This window comes from Thalassobacter sp. HA4-2 (genome assembly GCF_055693705.1).
Genome location: NZ_JBVFUK010000001.1, coordinates 1335234 through 1353631 on the forward strand (window position 1 = coordinate 1335234; position 18398 = coordinate 1353631).

The 18398-nt window shown below is 65.6% G+C and carries 18 protein-coding genes and 2 pseudogenes; 12 read left to right on the forward strand and 8 right to left on the reverse strand.

What is annotated here, in order from left to right; translation table 11 throughout:
- Positions 1-290 precede the first annotated feature (290 nt).
- Positions 291-1273 (forward strand): annotated as a pseudogene (locus ACZ1G0_RS06815) (chloride channel protein); the annotation flags it as partial.
- A 601-nt stretch (positions 1274-1874) separates the two neighbouring features.
- Here ACZ1G0_RS06815 and ACZ1G0_RS06820 read toward each other — a convergent pair.
- Positions 1875-2855 (reverse strand): hypothetical protein, encoded by a 981-nt coding sequence (locus ACZ1G0_RS06820; RefSeq protein ID WP_472736257.1) that lies wholly within the window; start codon positions 2853-2855, stop codon positions 1875-1877.
- 100 nt (positions 2856-2955) lie between these two features.
- Here ACZ1G0_RS06820 and ACZ1G0_RS06825 point away from each other — a divergent pair, with 100 nt between their 5' ends.
- Positions 2956-3585, forward strand: a complete 630-nt coding sequence (locus tag ACZ1G0_RS06825) for a hypothetical protein (protein WP_472736258.1) — start codon at positions 2956-2958, stop codon at positions 3583-3585.
- 121 nt (positions 3586-3706) lie between these two features.
- The gene (locus tag ACZ1G0_RS06830; RefSeq protein WP_472736259.1) at positions 3707-4732 is read left to right on the forward strand and encodes an aldo/keto reductase; all 1026 of its coding nucleotides are present in this window, start codon (positions 3707-3709) and stop codon (positions 4730-4732) included.
- A gap of 26 nt (positions 4733-4758) precedes the next feature.
- Here ACZ1G0_RS06830 and ACZ1G0_RS06835 read toward each other — a convergent pair whose 3' ends face one another.
- On the reverse strand, positions 4759-5517 hold the full coding sequence (locus tag ACZ1G0_RS06835) for a hydroxypyruvate isomerase family protein (protein WP_472736260.1): 759 nt from the start codon (positions 5515-5517) through the stop codon (positions 4759-4761).
- Positions 5514-6293, reverse strand: a complete 780-nt coding sequence (gene xth, locus ACZ1G0_RS06840; protein ID WP_472736261.1) for an exodeoxyribonuclease III — start codon at positions 6291-6293, stop codon at positions 5514-5516. Before xth ends, ACZ1G0_RS06835 begins: the two co-directional genes overlap by 4 nt.
- A 131-nt stretch (positions 6294-6424) precedes the next feature.
- Here xth and ACZ1G0_RS06845 point away from each other — a divergent pair, with 131 nt between their 5' ends.
- Positions 6425-6712 (forward strand): hypothetical protein, encoded by a 288-nt coding sequence (locus ACZ1G0_RS06845; protein ID WP_472736262.1) that lies wholly within the window; start codon positions 6425-6427, stop codon positions 6710-6712.
- A 198-nt stretch (positions 6713-6910) separates the two neighbouring features.
- Here the strand turns inward: ACZ1G0_RS06845 and ACZ1G0_RS06850 are convergent, their stop codons facing one another.
- Positions 6911-7234 (reverse strand): HesB/IscA family protein, encoded by a 324-nt coding sequence (locus ACZ1G0_RS06850; protein WP_472737776.1) that lies wholly within the window; start codon positions 7232-7234, stop codon positions 6911-6913.
- An 81-nt stretch (positions 7235-7315) separates the two neighbouring features.
- On the opposite strand from ACZ1G0_RS06850, the gene ACZ1G0_RS06855 reads away from it, so the two are divergent.
- The 6 genes and pseudogenes from ACZ1G0_RS06855 (at position 7316) to scpB (ending at position 13761) form a co-directional block, all read left to right on the forward strand.
- Entirely contained in the window at positions 7316-8467 is a 1152-nt protein-coding gene (locus tag ACZ1G0_RS06855; protein WP_472736264.1) for a deoxyguanosinetriphosphate triphosphohydrolase, read from the forward strand.
- Positions 8468-8578: 111 nt separating this feature from the next.
- Positions 8579-10321, forward strand: a complete 1743-nt coding sequence (gene argS, locus ACZ1G0_RS06860) for an arginine--tRNA ligase (RefSeq protein WP_472736265.1) — start codon at positions 8579-8581, stop codon at positions 10319-10321.
- Positions 10322-10402: 81 nt separating this feature from the next.
- The gene (locus tag ACZ1G0_RS06865) at positions 10403-11308 is read left to right on the forward strand and encodes an SPOR domain-containing protein (RefSeq protein WP_472736266.1); all 906 of its coding nucleotides are present in this window, start codon (positions 10403-10405) and stop codon (positions 11306-11308) included.
- 246 nt (positions 11309-11554) lie between these two features.
- Positions 11555-12310, forward strand: a complete 756-nt coding sequence (locus ACZ1G0_RS06870) for a glycoside hydrolase family 3 N-terminal domain-containing protein (RefSeq protein ID WP_472736267.1) — start codon at positions 11555-11557, stop codon at positions 12308-12310.
- Between the two features lie 20 nt (positions 12311-12330).
- Complete coding sequence (locus ACZ1G0_RS06875) at positions 12331-13134, forward strand: segregation and condensation protein A (RefSeq protein WP_472736268.1); 804 nt, start codon at positions 12331-12333, stop codon at positions 13132-13134.
- A pseudogene (scpB, locus tag ACZ1G0_RS06880) lies at positions 13131-13761 on the forward strand (SMC-Scp complex subunit ScpB). Before ACZ1G0_RS06875 ends, scpB begins: the two are co-directional and overlap by 4 nt.
- Here the strand turns inward: scpB and ACZ1G0_RS06885 are convergent.
- The 3 genes from ACZ1G0_RS06885 to ACZ1G0_RS06895 form a co-directional block, all read right to left on the reverse strand.
- Positions 13758-14012 (reverse strand): hypothetical protein, encoded by a 255-nt coding sequence (locus ACZ1G0_RS06885; protein ID WP_472736269.1) that lies wholly within the window; start codon positions 14010-14012, stop codon positions 13758-13760. The pseudogene scpB and the gene ACZ1G0_RS06885 sit on opposite strands and share 4 nt — an antisense overlap.
- A 159-nt stretch (positions 14013-14171) precedes the next feature.
- Complete coding sequence (gene glnA / locus ACZ1G0_RS06890; RefSeq protein WP_472736270.1) at positions 14172-15578, reverse strand: type I glutamate--ammonia ligase; 1407 nt, start codon at positions 15576-15578, stop codon at positions 14172-14174.
- A 42-nt stretch (positions 15579-15620) separates the two neighbouring features.
- A complete protein-coding gene (locus ACZ1G0_RS06895; protein WP_472737777.1) occupies positions 15621-15959 on the reverse strand; it encodes a P-II family nitrogen regulator in 339 nt (112 codons plus the stop codon).
- Between the two features lie 172 nt (positions 15960-16131).
- Between ACZ1G0_RS06895 and ACZ1G0_RS06900 the strand changes: the two genes are divergently transcribed.
- Positions 16132-16875, forward strand: coding sequence for an NAD(P)H-hydrate epimerase (locus tag ACZ1G0_RS06900; RefSeq protein WP_472736271.1), 744 nt, complete (start codon positions 16132-16134; stop codon positions 16873-16875).
- The gene (locus tag ACZ1G0_RS06905; RefSeq protein WP_472736272.1) at positions 16809-17864 is read left to right on the forward strand and encodes an ADP-dependent NAD(P)H-hydrate dehydratase; all 1056 of its coding nucleotides are present in this window, start codon (positions 16809-16811) and stop codon (positions 17862-17864) included. Before ACZ1G0_RS06900 ends, ACZ1G0_RS06905 begins: the two co-directional genes overlap by 67 nt.
- Here the strand turns inward: ACZ1G0_RS06905 and ACZ1G0_RS06910 are convergent.
- Complete coding sequence (locus tag ACZ1G0_RS06910) at positions 17861-18322, reverse strand: Hint domain-containing protein (protein WP_472736273.1); 462 nt, start codon at positions 18320-18322, stop codon at positions 17861-17863. The two genes, ACZ1G0_RS06905 and ACZ1G0_RS06910, sit on opposite strands and share 4 nt — an antisense overlap.
- Between the last annotated feature and the right edge of the window lie 76 nt (positions 18323-18398).

Sequence of the window (18398 nt, forward strand, 5' to 3'; positions counted from 1 at the left end):
GAAAAGAGGTCGCGGTGCCACAACCCAGTTTGCATCCTGTCAAGGCCGCCCTTTCGGGCGGGGTCGCGGGCTGCAAGGATGCATGGGGCGTGATCCGGGACCGGGGGCCCAGTCAGATCCAGTTCTGGTTCATCGCGCTTATGGTCGGGGTCGCCTCGGGCTACGCGGCCGTCGGGTTCATGCTGGCCATCGAGCATTTGCAGGCCTTCCTCTATGGCACGGACGATGTGCGGAACCTGCACTCCTTCGCGGCCTCCCTGCCGTGGTGGTGGATCCTGATCCTGCCCTGCATGGGCGGTCTGCTGGTCGGGGTGATCTTGCACAAGTTCACCCCCGATGGCCGTGTGCGGGCCGTGGCGGACGTGATCGAGGGGGCGGCCATGCACGATGGCCGGGTCGAGACGAAGGCGGGCCTGGCCTCTGCCGCGGCCTCGATCATCACGCTGTCCTCGGGCGGATCCTCGGGGCGCGAGGGGCCGGTGGTGCACCTGGCGTCTGTCATATCCACCTGGGTCAGCAACCGGATTGCCGCCGATGGCATCACCGCGCGCGACCTGTTGGGCTGTGCCGTGGCCGCCGCCGTGTCGGCCAGTTTCAACGCCCCCATCGCCGGCGCACTGTTCGCGCTGGAAGTCGTCTTGCGCCACTTTGCCGTCCACGCCTTCGCCCCCATCGTCATCGCCAGCGTGTCGGGCACCGTGATCTCGCGCAGCTACTTTGGGGATGTGACAGAGTTTTCCTTGCCCCCCGACGGGTCGGAACTGGCGTTTTACGTGGAACTGCCCGCCTTCCTGATCCTGGGCTTGCTGGCTGGTGTGGTGGCGGTGGTCCTGATGCGAACGATCTTCTGGGCCGAGGATCTGGGCAACAGTTTTCAGTCCCGCACGGGCATGCCCCGTTGGCTACGCCCTGCGGTGTCGGGCCTGATGCTGGGGGGCTGGCGATCTGGTTCCCACATATCATCGGCGTGGGCTACGAGACGACGTCCGCCGCCCTGACGGGCGAGCTGCTGCTGCACGAGGCGATCATCTTTTGCATCCTCAAGGTGGCGGCGGTGGCGATCACCATGGCTGGGCGCATGGGCGGCGGGGTCTTTTCCCCCGCCCTGATGGTGGGCGCGCTGCTGGGGCTGGCCTTCGGCTACGTGGCCACCCCGATTTTCCCAGAGGTGTCGGGCACCGTCCCTCTCTATGCGCTGGCGGGCATGGGGGCGGTGGCGGCGGCGGTCCTTGGCGCACCGATCTCGACCACCCTCATTGTGTTCGAGCTGACAGGCGACTGGCAAACGGGCCTGGCCGTCATGGTGGCGGTGTCGATGTCCACGGCCCTGTCGACACGTCTGGTGGACAGGTCGTTCTTCCTCAGCCAGCTTGAACGGCGCAACATCCACCTCGCCGCCGGGCCACAAGCCTACCTTCTGGCAATGTTCCGCGTGGCAGGCATCATGCGCGCCCCCAGCCACCCGCGCGCCGCCGACCCGGACCGCGCGCGCACGGTGGTCAACGAAGGGTTCTACCTTCTGCCCGAGGCAACGCTGGAGGCCGCCATGCCCCTGTTCGACAAGGTGAGCGTCGATTTCATCCCCGTGGTCCGCTTTGCCAACGATGACACGCCCCCCGAAATCCTGGGCGCCGTGTTCCATGTGGATGCGCTCAAGGCCTACAACCGGGCCCTCGCCGCCACCGCAGCCGAAGAGCATTCATAGACCCAACGCCTGTCTTCATTGGGTCAAAAATACCCCACTACATCACTCGCCAAGGGCACGATACCAAAAGGTCTTGCGCCACCTTCGGTGTCGCCACGCCGCCAGGGGCCGCGCCTTCGGCGCGGCCCCCTGGCGGCGGATCGGTCGCGCGTCAGCGCGGGCGAAACCCCTAGCGCACCCAAAGGCCCGCGCGTTTGATCTGATTGCGGATCTGCTGTTCCTTGCGGGGCAGGTCGGCGCGGTCGAACATGGCGCGGACCTTGTCGCCCTTGTTCTGATAGACCATGCGCTTGAAGGGCTCGTATTCCTTCAGCACCTTCTTGATCTTGTTGGGGGTGATCACCTCGCGCAGGGCCGCGATGGCCGCGTCGCTTTCGCGGGCGAACATAAGGGGCATCAGGCGGTAGTGACAGCTGTGGCTGCCGTCCAGCCACCCTGCGGGCAGGGCATCCCGGGCCCCGCCCAGGGAATGGATGACAAGGGGAAGGGCCACCTGGTCCAGCCAGGGGTTCAGCGCCTGACACACGATCTCTTCGGGGCCGTCGTCGCGGATGGTCAGGGCGTAGTTCAGGAACCGCTTGCCAAACACCTTTGGGTCGGATCCGTAGAACCAGCCTGCGTTGAAATAGAGATACCTCTCCCAGTGTTCATCCGGTTGCGACAGGTCCAGAGAGCTTTCGAACGCCAGCCCGAACCGATCATAAAGCGACTTCCACGTGGCCCCATACCCCGGACCATAGAGCTCGATCTCGGGCCATGTGTTCTCGCGTTTCATGGACGCACTGGGCCGGTCAAAGTCAAAGGGCACCTGCGTCAGGTCCCCCGTGATCAGGGTGTCGGTGTCAAAGAACACGAAGGGCTCTGCGGCGGGCAGGCAGGCCAGCGCCTCGATCTTGTTGCCCTGGGGGTAGGATTGGCCGAAATGCCGGGCCGTGAAGGGCACGATCTCGGCCCCCAGATCGGTCAGGGCGGCCCGGGCGGCGGGGCTGTCCATGCGCGGATCGTCCGGCCATGCGCCGCCGGGCTGCGGCTCGGCCACGATCAGGCGGCCCGCAAAACCGGGGCTGAAGTGGCGCAGGCTGGCGGCGAACAGGACCGCCTCGTACTGCAAACGGCCCGCTTGGGCGACGATCAGGATGTTGAAGGACATGGGCCTGCCTGTTGTTGTTTGGCACGACCATAGGCGGTTTGGCGGGCTGGGGGAAGATTGGGATATTGAGAACAAAATAAGAACATGCTAAGACGCACCCATGGATATGACCCTGACCCGCAGCGGGCGCACGGCCCGCCCCATGCACCGCACCCTTGGTGCGCTGCCCGTCCCTCTGGCCCGGGTGCACGAACTGACGGGGGCCGCGCGACGGCAACTGGCCCTGCACTGGGTCGCCCCGCGCGAGGGGCCGGTGATCTGGATCGCGCCCGCCTGGGGCAAGGACCGCCTGCACGCCCTTGGGGTGCAGCGCTGGATGAACCCCGCACGCCTGATCCAGGTAAACCCCACCCGGGGCGAAGACCTGCTGTGGTGCGCCGAAGAGGCGATCCGCGCCGGTGTCGCCGCGGGGGTGGTGGTGGACCTGCCGGAGCCGCCGGGCCTTGTGGCCGTGCGCCGCATGCATCTGGCCGCCGAGGCGGGGGCCAAGGTAGGACCGCGCGTGCCCCTGCCCATGCTGCTGGCGCCGGGGCAGGGCGGTGCGCCGGGGGTCGAGACCCGCTGGCACATGGTGCCCGTCCACGGCAAGGATCACGGCACCCTGCCAGAGGGGTACGCGCCCCACCGGCGCGGAGAGGAGCGGGTCTGGCGTCTGTCGCGCACCCGCGCCCGCATGGCCCCCCGCGCAGTTGGTGGCTGCGCAGCCCCGAGGGGACGCGCCTGCACCTGACCCCGGCGGGGGACGAGTGGGCGGAGGCTTGCACCCCGGGGGCCACGGGGTAAGGTGCGCCCCAAACAGCACTGCGCATCACACCGCGCACCATACCCCGAACTCCTCCAAGGGCAGACACATGCAACACATCCCCCTCGGCCGCACGGGCCAGACCGTCGAACACCTGATGCTGGGCACCATGACCTATGGCGTCCAGACGCCCGAGGCGCAGGCCCATGCCCAGATGGATCTGGCGCGGGAGCGGGGGATCACATGGCTGGACACGGCGCACCTGTACCCCGTGAACCCCGTGCGCAAGGACACCATGGGCGAAACCGAGGCCATCATCGGACGCTGGATCGCCAAGGCCGGGCAAGGGGCCATGAAGGTGGCCACCAAGATTGCGGGCACTGGCGGTTTTGCCCCTGACATCACGGGCGAGACGATCCGCGCCAGCGTCGATGCCTCTTTGTCACGGTTGCAATCGGACACCATCGACCTGTTTCAGCTGCACTGGCCGAACCGGGGCAGCTATCAGTTTCGCCAGAACTGGCGCTATGTGCCCAAGGGGGACCGGGCGCAGATCCTCGACAACCTGGCCGACTGCATGGCGGCACTGGATGCGCTGACCCGGGCCGGAAAAATTCAGGCCTGGGGCACCTCGAACGAAAGCGCGTGGGGCATGGCCCAGTGGATCGCCCTTGCAGACGCAGGCCTTGGGCCGCGCCCGGCGGCGATCCAGAACGAGTACTCCCTGATGGCGCGCCTCTACGACACCGATCTGGCAGAGCTGGCCCATCACGAGGATGTCACCCTGCTGGCCTTCTCGCCCCTCGCGGCGGGTTTGTTGACGGGCAAGTATGTGGGCGGCGCGGTGCCCGAGGGGTCGCGCCTGTCCCTGAACGGCGATCTGGGCGGGCGCTGGACCGACCGCGCCCGGACCGCCGTGCAGGCTTATCTGGCCGTGGCCGACACACATGGGTTGGACCCGGTGCACATGGCGCTGGCGTGGTGCCAGACCCGGCCCTTTCCGGTGTCTGCAATTTTCGGGGCCACGACCCATGACCAGTTGGTGCGGATCCTCGACGGGGCCGATCTGGTGCTGGACGCTGCCGTGGTCGAGGATCTGGAGGCCGTGCACTTCGCCCACCCGATGCCCTATTAGGGGGCGCCTTGCCCGACGAGGGACGGTCAGCCCGCAGCCGGGGCCAGCCATCCCAGAGTGTCTTCGGTGGTTTGACCCGCCGGGACCTTGTATTCGGCGCCCAGGGGCGTGGTCCAGCCAAGGGCGGCGATCCGGGGCCACAGGGCGGTGTAGTCCAGATCCCCATGATCCGGCGCGCCCCGGTCGGGCAGGGCGGCGAACTGGATATGGCCGATGTGGGGCAGGTGCTGTTCGATCATGGGCAGCACCGCTTCAGCCCCTGCGTTCCGCCCGGCGTGATAGCAGTCGAACATCAGTTTCAGGTTGGGCCGGTTCAGCGCGCCGATGATCTCGGCGGCCTGATCAAATTCGCGCAGGTGATAGGCGGGCATGTCGATGCGGTTCAGCGGCTCAATCAGGATCGTCAGGTCCGGGTTTTCGTCGCAGGCATAGGCCAGCGTGTCACGGAAATCGTCCTCGGCGGATGCGCTGTCGGTCACCCCCGCCATGACGTGCACCCTGGGGCAGCCAATGGCCCGGGCGTAGGCCGTGGCCTGATCCACGGCGGCGCGCGCGGCCGTGCGGTCGGGCAGGGCGGCCCAGCCGAAGGTCTGCCCGGGGTCGGTGTTCAGGCCCAACATGGGCAGGCCCGTATCCGTCAGCGCGGCGGCCACATCCGCCGGGGCATGGGCGTAGGGGAAATGACATTCCACCGCGTCGAACCCGTCGCGCGCGGCGTCCCGGATCGCCTGGGGCAGGGGGCGGTCGGTATACAGAAACCCAAGGTTGGCAGAGAATTGCGTCATAGGTCCAACTCCACCCAGACCGGCACATGGTCGGAGGGTTTTTCAAGCCCCCGCACGTCCTTTTCGATCCAGGCGTCGGTCATCAGATCCGCGCAGGCCGGGGACATCATGAAATGGTCGATGCGGATGCCGTCGTTGCGGTTCCATGCGCCCGCTTGATAGTCCCAGAAACTGTAGTGGCCCGGCCCTTGGGTCTTGGCCCGGAACGCCTCGGTCAGGCCAAGGTTTTGCAACCGGCGAAAGGCGGCGCGGCTTTCGGGTCGGGCCAGCGCGTCCTCTTGCCAGGCTTCGGGGCGGGCGGCGTCCTCGTCCTGGGGGATGATGTTGTAGTCGCCCGCCATGAAGAACGGTGTCTCCTCGGCCAGCAGTGCTTCGGCCCGGGCCTGCAACCGGGCCATCCATGCCAGTTTGTAGTCGTACTTGGGCCCCGGTGCTGGGTTGCCGTTGGGCAGGTAGAGCCCGCAGATCCGCAGGGCGGTTTTGCCCACGACCGTGGCCTCGATATAGCGGGCCTGTTCGTCCCCATCGTCCCCGGGCAGGCCGGTGGTCACATCTTCCAGCGGGACCTTGGAGAAGATTGCCACTCCGTTGAACCCCTTTTGCCCGTGGGTGTGCACGGTATAGCCCAGATCCTCGAAATGCTGGCGGGGAAAGGCCTCGTCCACGGATTTGATCTCTTGCAGCAGGGCGATATCGGGCTGGCTGTTTTGCAGCCAATCGGTCAGCGCGCCGATCCGGGCCTTGACCCCATTGATGTTGAACGTGGCAATTTTCATCTCGCACTCCCCTGTTGGTCCTCGTTCTAGGGGGGCATCGGCGGGAAGTCACCCAAGGGGAGAAAATTTTGCCTCTCCCCCTGCATTTTTCCGCGCCGCAGCATAGTTTAGGCGAAACGAAAGGGACAAAAATGCTGAAATTTCTATTCGGAAAGAAGGAAGAGGCCGCCAAGGTCGAAACCAACCGCGAAAGCTTTGCGCGTGTGATGGGCGAGCTGAACGCCTTGATCGAGGCGCAACCCGTCAAGCCCAAGATCGTCTGGGATCTGGAAAGCGGCACATTTGATCTGGACCTGCCGGAGCAGTTGGCCGACGAGGCGCTGGCCCTGCCCAAGCCCGCGCAGACCTTGTCAGACAAGGCAGAGGAAACCGCCCCGGACGAGGACGCACCGGCCACCGCCGAAAAGCCCGCGGCCTAGGGTCGGTGCGGCGTCCCCACGGGGACGCTGTTGCCCCTGTCCCCATGGGGACAGCCTGTTGGAGACTGTCCCCATGGGGACAACCTGTTGGAGACTGTCCCCATGGGGACAATCTACTGGAAAACTGTCCCCGTGGAGACGGCCTAGCCTGTGTGTCCCCATGGGGACGGCACCACAAACCTGTCCCCGTGGGGACGCCTACATGGAGAAGCTGACGCCGCAGCCACAGCTGCTGGAAGCGTTGGGATTGTCGATGACGAAACGCGCGCCGATCAATTCCTCGGTGAAGTCGATGGTGGCATCCGCCAGAAACGGCAGGGACACGGGGTCCACCAGAACCGCCTCGCCCTCGCCCTTTAGGATCAGGTCGTCCTCGCGCGGGGCGTCCAGCGTGATTTCGTACTGAAACCCCGAACACCCGCCGCCATCCACGGCCACCCGCAGGGCCTTGCCATCGGCGTTTGCGCCAATCTCTGCCAGTCGGGCAAAGGCGCGGTCGGTCACTTTGGGGGGGATCGTCAGGTCCATGGCGCGTCTCGGTCTGTGCAATTGCGGTTGCACACAATATAGAGAGCCCAGCCCCCCACACAAGACGAGGCCCCCATGACCGCCCCCTATGCCTGCGACCCCGCCGCCAGCCGTGGCCGTCTGTACCCCGAGGATGAAAGCGCGCACCGTTCCTGCTTTCAGCGCGACAGGGACCGGATCATCCATGCCAGCGCGTTTCGGCGTCTCAAGCACAAGACCCAGGTCTTTGTGGAGCATGAGGGCGATTACTACCGCACCCGCCTGACCCACAGCATCGAGGTGGCCCAGGTGGCTCGCACCATCGCTGCCAGCCTTGGCCTGAACGTGGAGTTGACCGAGGCTGTGGCGCTGGCCCATGATCTTGGCCACACCCCCTTTGGCCACACGGGCGAGGATGCCCTGAACGCCCTGATGGCGCCCTACGGCGGGTTTGACCACAACGCCCAGGCCCTGCGGATCGTGACCGCCCTGGAACGGCACTATGCCGAATGGGACGGGCTGAACCTGACGTGGGAGACGTTGGAGGGCATCGCCAAGCACAATGGACCTGTGACAGGCTCTGAGGCGGGCGACATCCCCTACGCCCTTGCGGACTACAACGCGCTGCATGATCTGGAACTGCACACCCATGCCAGCGCCGAGGCGCAGGTGGCGGCCCTGTCCGACGACATCGCCTACAACAACCACGACGTGTTGGACGGGCTGCGGGCGGGGCTGTTCACCGAAGACGACCTTTTGGCCCTGCCGATCCTGCGCGACTGCTTTGCGCAGGTCGATGCCAAGTATCCCGCGCTGGAACATCACCGCCGCCGGCACGAGGCCCTGCGCCGGTTCTTCGGCGTGCTGGTCGAGGATGTGCTGGCGGTCAGTCAGGCCAACCTCGCCGCCCTTGCCCCGACCACCGCCGCCGACATCCGGCACGCAGGCCGCATGATGGTGCAATTCTCGCCTGCGCTGTTCGAGGACCTGAAACAGATCCGCGCCTTTCTGTTCGCGCGCATGTACCGCGCCCCTTCGGTGGTCGAGATGCGGGCCCGGGTGACGCGGGTGGTCGAGGATTTGTTCCCCCACTACATGGCCCACCCCGACCTGCTGCCCGACAAGTGGCAGGACCGCATCCGCGCCGCGCCGACCGAGACGCAGCTTGCCCGCCTTGTGGCCGACTACCTGTCGGGCATGACCGACCGTTTCGCGCTGCAGGAACACGACCGCTTCTTTGGTACCTGATCCTCGGTGCGCCCCAAATGCCGCCGCGGTGTGGGGGCTGGCCCCAGCCCGACCTTGCCACCCGCACGTACCGTGGCTACACCGCAGCCAAGCCGATAAAGGACCCGTCTGATGAACCTGTTTGCCGAACTGCGCACCACCGTGATCGCCGCCCTGACCGATATGACCGCCGAAGGGCTGCTGCCCGAGGGGCTGTCGTTTGACAACGTCGCCGTCGAGCCGCCCCGCGACCCGGCCCACGGGGACATGGCCACCAACGCCGCCATGGTGCTGGCCAAACCCGCCAAGATGAAGCCGCGCGACATCGCCCAGACCTTGGCCCTGCGCCTGACGGCGGACGCCCGGGTGGACACGGCCGAGGTGGCAGGCCCGGGGTTCCTGAACCTGCGGCTGGCCCCGTCCGTGTGGCAGGGCGTCGTGGGCGCGGTTCTGGAACAGGGCGCGCGTTTCGGCACCTCCGCAACCGGGGCGGGCAAGCGGGTCAACGTCGAATACGTCTCGGCCAACCCCACGGGGCCCTTGCACGTGGGCCACACGCGCGGGGCGGTGTTCGGGGATGCGCTGGCCAGCCTGCTGGCCTATGCGGGCTATGACGTGACGCGGGAATACTACATCAACGATGGCGGCGCGCAGGTGGATGTGCTGGCCCGGTCCGTCTATCTGCGCTACCTCGAGGCACATGGCCAGCAGGTGCAGTTCGAGGATGGCACCTACCCGGGCGACTACCTTGTCCCCGTGGGGACAGCCCTGAAGGACAAGGTCGGCGCGGCCTATGTGGACCAGCCCGAGGATGTCTGGCTGGAAGTGATCCGCACCTTTGCCACCGAGGCCATGATGGACCTGATCCGCGACGACCTTGCGGCGCTGAACGTCACCATGGATGTGTTCTACAGCGAAAAGTCCCTCTATGGTACGGGCCGGATCGAGGCGGCGATTGCGGACCTGAAATCCAAGGACCTGATCTATCGCGGCACCCTTGAGCCGCCCAAGGGCAAGCTGCCCGAGGATTGGGAAGCGCGGGAACAGACCCTGTTCCGCTCTACGGTTTACGGGGACGATGTGGACCGGCCGATCCAGAAATCCGATGGGGCCTGGACCTATTTCGCCCCCGACATCGCCTATCACTTCGACAAGGTGGAGCGGGGGTTTGACCACCTGATCGACGTCTTTGGCGCGGATCACGGCGGGTATGTGAAACGGATGAAGGCCGCCGTGGCCGCCCTGTCCGAGGAACGGGTGCCGCTGGACATCAAGCTGTGCCAATTGGTGAAACTGTACAAGAACGGCGAGCCGTTCAAAATGTCCAAGCGGGCAGGGACCTTTGTGACCTTGCGCGATGTGGTGGCCGAGGTCGGCCCGGACGTGACCCGCTTTGTGATGCTGACCCGCAAGAACGACGCGCCCCTTGATTTCGATTTCGCCAAGGCGGTGGAACAATCCAAGGAAAACCCGGTGTTCTATGTGCAATACGCCTCTGCCCGGGTCCATTCGATCCTGCGCAAGGGGGCCGAGGCGGGCGTGGCCACGGAGGATGCCGCCCTGCGCGGCGCGGATCTGACCCTGCTGGATCATCCGTCCGAACACGCCCTTGCCGCCAAGCTGGCCGAATGGCCGCGCATGGTGGAACTGGCCGCCCGCACCCACGAGCCGCACCGCATCGCCTTCTACCTGTACGACCTCGCATCGGACTTTCACGCCCTGTACAACAAGGGCAATGACGTGCCGTCCTTGCGGTTCGTGCAGGACGACACCGCCGCCAGCCAGTCGAAAATTGCCCTCGCCCGTGCCGTGTCGGTTGTTATTTCGGCAGGATTGGGTATTCTAGGGGTGGAACCGGCGACCGAGATGCGCTGAGCACCCGCAAAAGGGGCCAGTCCGCCCGCGTTCCGAGCAGTACAGTCATGAGACCCACACCAGTGGGCAAAGGATACGGGCATGGCAGATATAGAATACTATGACGAGCCGCGTGCGGCTCCGGCCTCTGGATTCGGCGTGGCACAATGGGTCGGCGCGGCCTGCTCTGTCGGGCTGGTTGTGGGCATGATCGTCTGGGGTGTGCAGTTGACCGTCCGCGATGTGGCGGCTGTTCCTGTGATCCAAGCGCTGGAGGGGCCCATGCGGGTCCGCCCCGATGATCCGGGCGGCGCGCAGGCGGCCTATCAGGGTTTTGCGGTCAATGACATCAAGGCGGGCGGTGCGGCGGCCCCGGCCCCCGAAAGCATCGTGCTGGCCCCGGCCCCCATCGACCTTGCGGCCCCTGCGCCTGCGATCCGCACAACCACCTCGACCCAGACGGGCACCCCGGCCCCCGATCTGATCGATGAAAACGGCACCCTGTCCACCGCCGGACTTGAGAGCCTGCTACTGGGGACGGAGCCTTTGGCCCCCGTAGTTCCGTCGCAAACCGCCCAAGCGGAAACGGATGTGATCCCGGCGGATGTGCCGGGGGTTTCGACCTCGACCAGACCGCTGCAACGGCCCGCAGGGTTGGCCCGGGCCACCGCCAGTGCCGCGCCCGCAGATGTCCCCACGGGGACCGGGACGGGGACCCCCACCGCAGGGCTGGACGTGACCGAAGCCTCCGTCCCCTCGGGCGCGCGGCTGGTGCAACTGGGCGCCTTCGACGACGAGGCCAGCGCCCGGCGCGAGTGGGACCGCCTGTATTCGCGCTTTGGCGACTACATGGAAGGCAAGCAGCGCCTGATCCAACTGGCACGCTCCGGCGGGCGGGACTTCTACCGCCTGCGGGTCGTGGGCTTTGGCGACGCCAATGACGCGCGGCGCTTTTGCTCTGCCTTCCTGGCCCAGAATGCGGCCTGCATCCCGGTCGTCTCTCGATGATCCCTGACGCGACCGGTGCCTTCATCCTTGGATGCGAGGGGCCGGTGCTGACCCCGGACGAGGCGGGCTTCTTTCAGGAGGTCGCCCCGTGGGGCTTCATCCTGTTTGCCCGCAACATCGAGGACCCAGACCAACTGCGCCGCCTGACCGCCGACCTGCGCCTGTGCGTGGGGTGGGATTGCCCCATCCTGATCGACCAGGAGGGGGGCGGGTGCAACGCATGGGTCCCCCCATTGGCGGCAATGGGTGCCTGCCCTGGATCAAATCGCGCGCCTGCCCGCCAGCCACGTCGCCCGCGCCATGCGCCTGCGGTCCCGCCTGATCGCGGCCGAGCTGCGCGAGGTGGGCATCGACGTCAATTGCGCGCCCTTGGGCGACCTGACAACCCCCGACACGCACCCCGTTTTGCGCAACCGCACCTACGGGGACGCCGTACCCGTGGTGGTGGGGGCCGCCCGCGCCGTGGCCGAGGGCCAGTTGGAGGGCGGGGTTCTGCCGATCCTGAAACATATCCCCGGGCACGGGCGCGCCGTGGCCGACAGCCATGTGGACCTGCCCCGGGTGGACACGGATCTTGCCACCCTGCGCGCCACGGATTTTGCTGCGTTCCGGGGCCTGCGCGACATCGCCATGGGCATGTCCGCCCATGTGGTCTACGGCGCGATTGATGCGGACCTGCCCGGCACGATCTCGCCCAGGGTGCACCGGGAAATCCGGGAGCAGATCGGCTTTGACGGGTTGCTGATGACCGATGATCTGTCCATGGGCGCGCTGCCCGGCTCCATCGCGCAGCGCACCGCCGCCGCAATGGGGGCGGGCTGTGACATGATCCTGCACTGCAATGGCGACCGCGCCGAGGCAGAGGCCGTGGCCACCACCGCCCCCCGCCTGACCGGCGCGGCCCTGCACCGGGCCACCCGCGCCCTGTCCCAACGGATCGCGCCGCCCGCCCTTGACATCAAGGGCCTTGAGGCGGAATTTGCCAGCCTAACCGGGTCCTGACCCGCCGCGCCGGGGGCTCTATGTCTGACACCGATACCGAATGGCCCGAGCCTGTTCCGGACGCCATGTCCGTGGCCGACCGCCTGCAGGCCGAAGCGCTGATCGTGGATGTGGACGGGTTCGAGGGGCCGCTGGACCTGTTGTTGACCCTGTCGCGCACCCAAAAGGTGGACCTGCGCCGGATCAGCGTACTGGACCTTGCGCGCCAGTATCTTAGCTTCATCGAACAGGCCAAGGCCCTGCGGATCGAACTGGCCGCCGATTATCTGGTCATGGCGGCGTGGCTGGCGTTTCTGAAATCCCGCCTGCTCTTGCCCCCCGACCCCAAGGAGGACGGCCCGACAGGCGAAGAGCTTGCCGCGCACCTGGCCTTCCAGCTTGAACGGCTGGAGGCCATGCGCAACGTGGCCGCCCGCCTGATGGCGCGGGATCAGTTGGGACGCGACCGCTTCGTGCGCGGCGATCCCCAGACCATGACCCGCACCCGCAAGGTGACCTACACCGCCAACCTGCTGGACCTGATGCAGGGCTACGCCCGCATCCGCACCCGCGACGATTTCCGCCCCTTCGTCTTTGACCGCGACAGCATCTACACCATGGAAGAGGCATTGGAGCGGTTGCGCGGCATGATGGGCTACGTGGGGGACTGGACCGACATCATGGCCTATCTGCCCCCGGGGTGGGAGGATGATCCCAAGCGCCGCCGGTCCGCCACCGCCGCCACCTTTGCGGCGACACTGGAACTGGCCAAGGGCGGGCGGCTGGAATTGCGGCAGGAGGAGACCTTTGCCCCCATCCAAATCCGCAGTAAGACCGCCCCATGATGGATGAACCCGAAAGCCTGTTCGAAGCGCCGCCCTTGGCCGAACAAGAACGCATGGTCGAGGCGATCCTGTTCGCCAGTGCCGAACCCGTCACCGTGGCCGAGTTGCACGCGCGGCTGCCCCATGGCTGCGACGCGCCCACCGCATTGGCGTCTTTGCGCAAACGGTATGATGGGCGGGGTGCAGGTGGTGCGCGTGGGCGAGGCCTGGGCGATCCGCACCGCAGGCGACCTTGGCCATCTGATGACCCGCGAGGTGGTCGAGACGCGCAAATTGTCCCGCGCCGCCATCGAGACCCTGGCCATCATCGCCTATCACCAACCCGTCACCCGGGCCGAGATCGAGGAAATCCGCGGTGTGTCCGTGTCAAAGGGCACGGTGGATCAGTTGATCGAATTGGACTGGGTCAAACTGGGCAAGCGCAGGCAGACCCCGGGCCGCCCCGTGACGTTCATGGTCACGTCCGGCTTTCTCGATCACTTCGGATTGGAAACCGCCCGGGACCTGCCCGGCGTCAAGGAATTGCGCGCGGCGGGCCTGCTGGAAAGCCGCCCGGCCCCGGGCACGCTGGAGGATCCGTCCGACGCGCCAGAGGATCAGGACGACCTGTTCGAGGACGAGGACTAGGTCAGCATCCCGTAGCCAAGCGCCACGAAGGCCGCGATCCAACTGACCACGGCGGCTGTGGACAGGGGGGCACTGACCCGGCGCTGGACCCGGTCCGATTGTGCGCGCAGTTGCGACAGATACATATGTTGGACATTGGGATCCTCCCACGCGCTGTTGGGCACATGGGGAAAACGGGCGGCCAACTGGTGCGGACCCACGCGGCGCGAGGTCTGCGGTGCGGAAGCGGGTGCGTTGTATGCAGTCATCATTTTCATAATATTTGACTAAACGCGAAGCTGGGCAGCAGTTTGATCGAAATGGGGCCTATTGGTTCGTGTGCGTGCGCAATCCGGCAATGCGGCCGCGATTGTCGCCAAACGCAAAAAAGGCGACCCGAGGGCCGCCTTTTCCGATGCTGTGTGCCGCGATCAGCAGCTGTAGTACATGCCGAATTCCACAGGGTGCGGCGTGTGTTCGTAGGTGATGACCTCTTCCATCTTCAGCTCGATATAGCCTTCGATCTGGTCCTTGGTGAACACGTCACCGGCCAGCAGGAAGTCCATATCCGCTTGCAACTCGTCCAGCGCCTCGCGCAGGGAGCCGCAGACCGTTGGGATCTCGGCCAGCTCTTCGGCGGGCAGATCGTACAGGTCCTTGTCGGACGCTTCGCCCGGGTGGATCTTGTTGGTGATCCCGTCGAGGCCAGCCATCAGCAGGGCGGCAAAGCACAGGTAGGGGTTCGCTGCCGGATCGGGGAAGCGGGCCTCCACACGTTTCGCCTTGGGCGACTCGGACCATGGGATCCGCACGCAGCCCGACCGGTTGCGGGCCGAATAGGCGCGCAGAACGGGGGCTTCAAACCCGGGGATCAACCGCTTGTAGCTGTTGGTCGAGGGGTTGGTAAAGGCGTTCAGGGCCTTGGCGTGTTTCAGGATGCCACCGATGAAATACAGCGCCTCGTCGGACAGGTCGGCGTATTTGTCGCCTGCGAACAGGGGCTTGCCATCTTTCCAGATCGACATGTTCACGTGCATGCCGGTGCCGTTGTCGCCTGCGATGGGCTTGGGCATAAAGGTGGCGGATTTGCCGTAGGCGTGGGCCACGTTGTGGATCACGTATTTGTATTTCTGCAACTCGTCGGCCTGCTTGGTCAGCGACCCGAAGATCAGGCCCAGCTCGTGCTGGCACGACGCCACTTCGTGGTGGTGCTTGTCGACCTTCATGCCCATCCTTTTCATGGTGGACAGCATTTCGGACCGCAGGTCCTGCGCCGCATCCGTGGGGTTTACGGGGAAATAGCCGCCCTTGACGCCGGGACGGTGGCCCATGTTGCCCATCTCGTACTCGGCGTCGGTGTTCCAGGAGGCGTCTTGCGCATCCACTTCGTAGGACACCTTGTTGATCGAGTTCGAAAAACGCACGTCGTCAAACAGGAAGAACTCGGCTTCGGGGCCAAAGTAGGACACGTCGCCAATTCCCGAGGATTTCAGGTAGGCCTCGGCCTTTTCGGCGGTGCCGCGCGGGTCGCGGGGGTAGGGTTCGCCGGTGTCGGGTTCCACCACCGAGCAGTGCAGACACAGGGTCTTTTCGGCGTAGAAAGGGTCCAGATAGGCCGAGTCCGTGTCGGGCATCAGTTTCATGTCCGACTCTTCGATCGACTTCCACCCAGCGATGGAGGAGCCGTCGAACATGAAGCCTTCTTCGAGGAAGTCGGCGTCCACCAGATCGGCAACGATTGTGACGTGTTGCAATTTGCCACGGGGATCGGTGAAGCGGATATCGACGTATTCGATTTCCTCGTCAGCGATCTGCTTTAGAACAGCATCTTTACTCATGGACTTTCCCTTTCTTGGATTGGGGTCAGTGAAGTGTTGGGATTAAAGGGCTTCGTCGCCGGACTCGCCGGTACGAATGCGGATGGCCTGAGAGATATCAGACACAAAGATTTTGCCGTCGCCGATCTTGTCGGTCTTGGCGGCGGTGATGATCGTCTCGATGGCTTGGTCCAGCAGGTCGTCGGACAGAACAACCTCGATCTTCACCTTGGGCAGAAAGTCGACGACATATTCGGCGCCGCGGTACAATTCGGTGTGGCCTTTCTGGCGGCCAAAGCCTTTGACTTCGGTGACGGACAGGCCCTGAATACCGATTTCTTGCAGCGCTTCCTTCACTTCGTCCAGCTTGAACGGTTTGATGATGGCCTCGATTTTCTTCATGTCGGCGACTCCTCCTGACATCTTCGGGGTTGGTGAGACCACTTCCGCAAAAGGCCCGCAATCAGGTAGGGTGACGCAGATCGGGCAGTTTTCGTGTTTTCGGGTTGTGTGATTAAAAAATAGGCACAACGGGCGATAAGTGTGCAGAGTGTGAAAAGATAGGCAAAATACGATGACGGAACTGCTGACCAGTGCTCAAATGCGCGCCATTGAACAGGCCGCGATCGGGGTCAACGTGGTGACAGGCGCGGCCCTGATGGAACGCGCGGGGCAGGGCGTGGTGGATGCGGTCATGGACTGGCGGCCTGAATTGGCGCAAGGCCCGCATCGGGCATGCGTGCTGTGCGGGCCCGGCAACAACGGGGGCGATGGCTATGTGGTCGCGCGGGTGTTGCAAGGGATGGGCTGGGACGTGGAGGTCCATGCGCTGGCCCCGCCCCGAACCCCCGATGCCCAGGCCATGGCGCAGGCGTGGACCGGGCCGGTGGTGCCCTTGGACCAGAGCACGTTCCGGCGCGGCGCGCCTGCGGATCTGTACGTGGACGCGCTGTTGGGCACGGGTCTGACCCGCGCGCCCGAGGGGGATTTGCTGTCGTTTCTGTCCTACCTCGGCGGATCGGGCGGGGATGCGGCGTTCTACACCCCGCGATTTGTGGCCATCGACGCGCCCTCGGGGCTGTGTCTGGACTCGGGCCGGATGCTGGCCGGGGGCGCGGCCGCGCCATGTTCCGCAACAGTGCCCCTCGCGGGGCTGACCGTCACCTTTGAGTGTCCCAAAATCGGCCACTTCCTCGCCGATGGTCCGGCGGTGTGCGGGCAATTGAAGGTCGTCGATCTGGGTTTGGGGGCGTGGCGTGGGACCGTGCCCCCCGCAAGGCGGGCGTTTCGGTGGTTCGTCCCGCGCGGGTGCGCTTGATCGACCCCAAGCCCTGGGCGCAACCCTGTCCCAACGATGCCCTTGGGCCGAAGGTCGCGATCCAGAAGTGGGGCGGGGACAAAAACAAGTTTGATCATGGGCATGTGGTCGTTGTCGCCGGTGGCATGGGCCGCAGCGGCGCTGCACGGCTGGCGGCCCGGGCGGCCCTGCGGGTGGGCGCGGGGCTGGTCACGGTTGCCGCACCGGGGTCCGCCATGATGGAATGCGCCACCCAGCTGACCGCGATCATGTTGCGGCGCTGCGAGGATGCCGCCGGATTGATCGACCTGCTGGCCGATGATCGGATCCGCTGCCTGTGCATTGGTCCCGGGTTGGGCCTGTCGGACGGCAAGGCGGCGCAGGTCGCTGCGGCATTGGACAGCGGCACGCCGGTGGTTTTGGACGCCGATGCCCTGACCCTGATTGCCGAGGACCCTGCGTTGCAGGCGAAACTGCACCCGGGCTGTGTAATGACCCCGCACATGGGCGAGTTTCGAAGGCTTTGCCCTGATTTGGCGGATCGCCTGTTGCACCCGCGCGAACGCGCGGCCCGGATAATGCCGCGCACGTTAGACGCGATCATGGCAGAAGGCGCACAAGAGGCCCGCGCAGCCGCGATGGACATGATGGGGCAGTCGCTGACGGGCCCGGCCTATTCCAAGGTGGATGCGGCCCGGGACGCAGCGGCCAGATTGGGCTGCGGCATCGTTTTGAAGGGGCCGGATACCGTCTATGCCACACCGGATGGTCAAGCCTTCGTCCACAGTTGCAGCTATGGACGCGAGGTGCCTTGGCTGGCCACCGCCGGGGCGGGCGATGTTCTGGCCGGTCTGATTGCGGGGCAGATCGCGAAATCCCCCGGCGCTGCCACTGGCTTGGTCCCATCCGCCCTCTGGCTCCATGCAGAGGCCGCGCGGGCCTTTGGTCCCGGATTGATCGCCGAGGACCTGCCGGACATGGTCCCACAGGTCTTGCGCGATATGGCCTAGGGTCTGCGCGCTTTGACCGTGGGCACGCCCGCCGCCACCAACTCCAACCCGTTGGCATAGATCATGGCCGGTTTGGCAAAATGCAGGGCGATCAGAGATCCGGGATCCCGTTTGATCCGGCGCACCAATGTGCCATCGGCCAGCCGCCGGGCCGCCACTTTGGCCTGCGTGCGCCCATACAGCATTTGCGCGCGCATGTCGCGGATCAGGATGGGTTGATCGGCCAACACCGTCATGGGTCGTTCGGGCCGATTTGGACCAAACGCATGGGCCGGGATGCGGACCATTTGCAGATCACGCCCGGGTGTCCGGGTGATCAGGCCACGCAATTGAATGGCCCCGTAGTCGCGGGTGATGATCCGGTCGCCAACCCTTAGGGCACTGGCCGGTCGTTCCCCATCGCAGGTCAGGACTTGCGTATTCGGGGTCAGCGCGTGTTCCAGCGCCTTGTTGGCCACAATCGGGGAGCCGGCCAACGGCAGGGGGTGTTTGATTTGTCATGTCACTGCTCGGCTTTTTGCCTGTTATGGGTAA